General features: G+C 69.5%; 2 protein-coding genes. Both read left to right on the top strand.

Translation table 11 applies throughout. The features are described from left to right. The coding region (locus ACWEQQ_RS44940) for an amidohydrolase (RefSeq protein ID WP_452352557.1) at window positions 1-1,739 on the top strand (1,739 nt) is incomplete at its 5' end. Then, a partial coding sequence (locus tag ACWEQQ_RS44935; RefSeq protein ID WP_452352556.1) for a M20 family metallopeptidase occupies window positions 1,736-3,042 on the top strand: 1,307 nt, incomplete at its 3' end. The genes ACWEQQ_RS44940 and ACWEQQ_RS44935, both read left to right, overlap by 4 nt.

Genomic DNA, 3,042 nt, shown 5'->3' with positions numbered 1-3,042 from the left:
TGACCAACACGATCATCACCGGGCGGGTACGCACGCTCGATCCGAACACCCCGGAAGCCGAGGCACTCGTGCTGTCCGGGGGACGCGTTCTGGCAGCGGGGGACCGGGACGCCATGCGGGCGGCGGCGGGACCGGATGCCCTGCACGTCGAGGCGGGCGACGGCGTGGTGCTGCCCGGCCTCATCGACACCCACCCGCACGTCATGCACTTCGGGATGCTGGCGGGCGGGCTGGTGGATCTGACCGACGCGGTCGATCACGCGGACATCGTGGCGCGGATCCGGGCCAAGGCCGCGCACACGCCGCCGGGGCAGTGGATCATGTGCACGCCGGTGGGCGAGCCGCACTACTTCATCCGCCGCTCCGAGCGGGATCTGCACGAGCGACGCCTGCCCGATCGGTGGACCCTCGACACGGCGACCGACGCGCATCCGGTGCTCATCCAGGCCTGGGCGCCACGCATGCCGAATGTGGTGGCGTTCAACACCGCCGGCCTGCGTGCCGTCGGGCTCACCGCGTTCATCCCGGACCGGGTCTGCGATGTCGAGATCGAGAAGAACGAATCCGGCGACCTGACCGGAATCCTGCGCGGACCCGTGACGAACTACTACACCTACGACCCCTTCTGGGGTCAGATCCTCACCAAACTGCCACCGCCGGACATGGCGAACGCGGTTGCCGGGACGACCGCCGAAATGGCCCGTTACTCGGCGCAGGGTGTGACCAGCGTGTACGAGGGCCACGCCATGGAACCGGAACACCTTGCGCTGTACCGGCATCTGCGCGCCACCGATGCCCTGACCCTGCGCGTCCAGGCGACGCTGGATGCCGAGTCGGTGATCTTCTATCCCTTCGATCCGCTGACCGGCGCCGAGTTCGACGACCGGCTGCGCCACCTCGCCGCGCTGTCCTCGGATCTCGAGGACGATCTGCTGCGCGTCGACGGCCTCACCCTCAGTCCCGGCGGCCCCTGCTTCTCGGGCTACTTCGCCACCTACGAGACCTACTCCGACCCCTTCGGCCGTCCCACGCGCGGTGTGCGTTTCGTGTCGCTCGAGAAGGAGGAGGCGTTCGTCAGGTTCTGCGCCGCCAACGACATTCGCGCGAACCTGTGCCTCGGCGCCTACCGTGAGCACGACGACTTCCTCGACATCGCCGAACGCGTGGTGCGCGAACACGATTTCCGCGACCGGCACTGGATTCTGCAGCACGCCATGACGATCACCCCGCAGCAGGCCCGCCGCTACGCCGACCTCGGCTTCCAGGTCACCACCAGTGCGGGCTTCGCGTGGGGGAAGGGCGCGATGTACGGCGAGCGGATGGGCGAGCACGTCTGGCGCGACCTGGAACCGCTGCACCGGCTCACCGAATGCGGCCTGGATCTGGCGGGCGGATCGGATTGGGGACCGAAGAACCCCTGGGAGCAGATCGAACTCGCGCACACCCACCGGTTCGCGGGCAGCGACCATCGCAATGACGGACCCGACCAGAAGGTGTCCCGCGCCGACGCGCTGCGCATGTGGACCACGGGCGCGGCGAAGGTGCTCGGCTGGCCCGGAATCGGTTCGCTCGCACCGGGAAACCACGCCGATGTGGTGATCGTGGACCGCGATCCGGTGACGTGCCCGATCGACGACCTGCGGGACACCACGGTGCTGCGCACCTATCTGGGCGGCACGGTCGTCCACGACAGCGGCGATCTCGCCGCAGCCGAAGAGACCGAGGAGGTGCGCGCGTGAACGCCCGGGCAACGGATCGGGTGCTCGATCGGATCGACAGCCTGCGTGATGAATTGGTGGCTACGCTCGCCGATGCCATCGCCATCCGCAGCGTGAACCCCACCTACCCGGACCAGGACTACGACGACCTGGCCGGCGGCGAATCGGAGGTCTCCGGGCTGCTGGCCGGGCTGTACCGGCAGGCGGGCGCGCAGACCCAGCTGTTCGGCAAGGCGCCGGGCCGCGACAATGTCGTCGGGGTGCTGCGGGGTAGTGGCGGCGGGCGGTCGCTGATCTTCAACGGTCATGTCGATGTCGTTCCGGCCGATGACGCCGCGCAGTGGACGCACGACCCGTTCACGGCCTTCGTCGACGACACCCACGTGTGGGGCCGGGGCTCGGTGGACATGAAGGGCGGACTGATCGCGCAGGCGTTCGCCGCCATGGCATTACGGCAGGCCGGGGTGCGGCTGCGCGGCGACCTGATCCTGCAGGGCGTGGCGGGCGAGGAGAATCTCGAACACCACATGGGGACCTCCGCGGTCCTCGAGCGCGGCTTCACCGCGGACGCGGCGATCATCGCCGAGCCCACCGGCGCCCGCGTCCCGCTGACCGTCATGCCCGCGACTCCCGGCGTGCTGGTCATGCGCATCACGGTGACGGGGCGTTCGGCGCACGCGTCGATGCGGTCCCTGATGCGGGCCGGGCATCCCGGCGAACCTATCGCCGCCAGCGCGATCGACGCGGCCCTGCGCATCCATGACGGGTTGCGCCGGCTGGAGGACGAGTGGGTGACGAGCCGCGTCGATCCGCTGTTCGACAAGGGCCAGTTCACCATTGGCCTCGATGTGATCGACGGCGGTGCGCGCGGTAGCCACAATGTCGCGTTCATTCCCGACGAGACCACCCTCGACTACGCGATCTTCTATCCGCCGGCCGCGGCGGTGGCCGAGATCCAGTCCGAAGTCGTGCAGACGGTCACCGGCATCGCGCAGCAGGACCCGTGGCTGCGCGCCAACCCGCCGCGCATCGACTGGCCGATGCACTATCCGGGCGGGCGCACCGACGGCGATCATCCGTTCACCCGGACGGTCTGTGCGGCTCGCGAAGAGGCCACGCTCGACACCGCCTTCGCGGGTGCGCCCGAGGTGCGGCCCTTCCCGTCGGCCACCGATCTCACCTGGTTCACCGCCGCCGGCATCCCCGCCGTCGGGCTGGGACCGGGCCCGCTCGTCATGGCGCACGCGGTGGACGAGCGCTGCGCGATCGATGAACTGGTCTGTGCCGCAAAGACATACGCGGTAGCCGCGATCGACTGGTGCGG

The sequence above is a fragment of the Nocardia sp. NPDC004123 genome (assembly GCF_053603795.1).
This window is presented reverse-complemented; position numbering and strand designations above follow the sequence as displayed.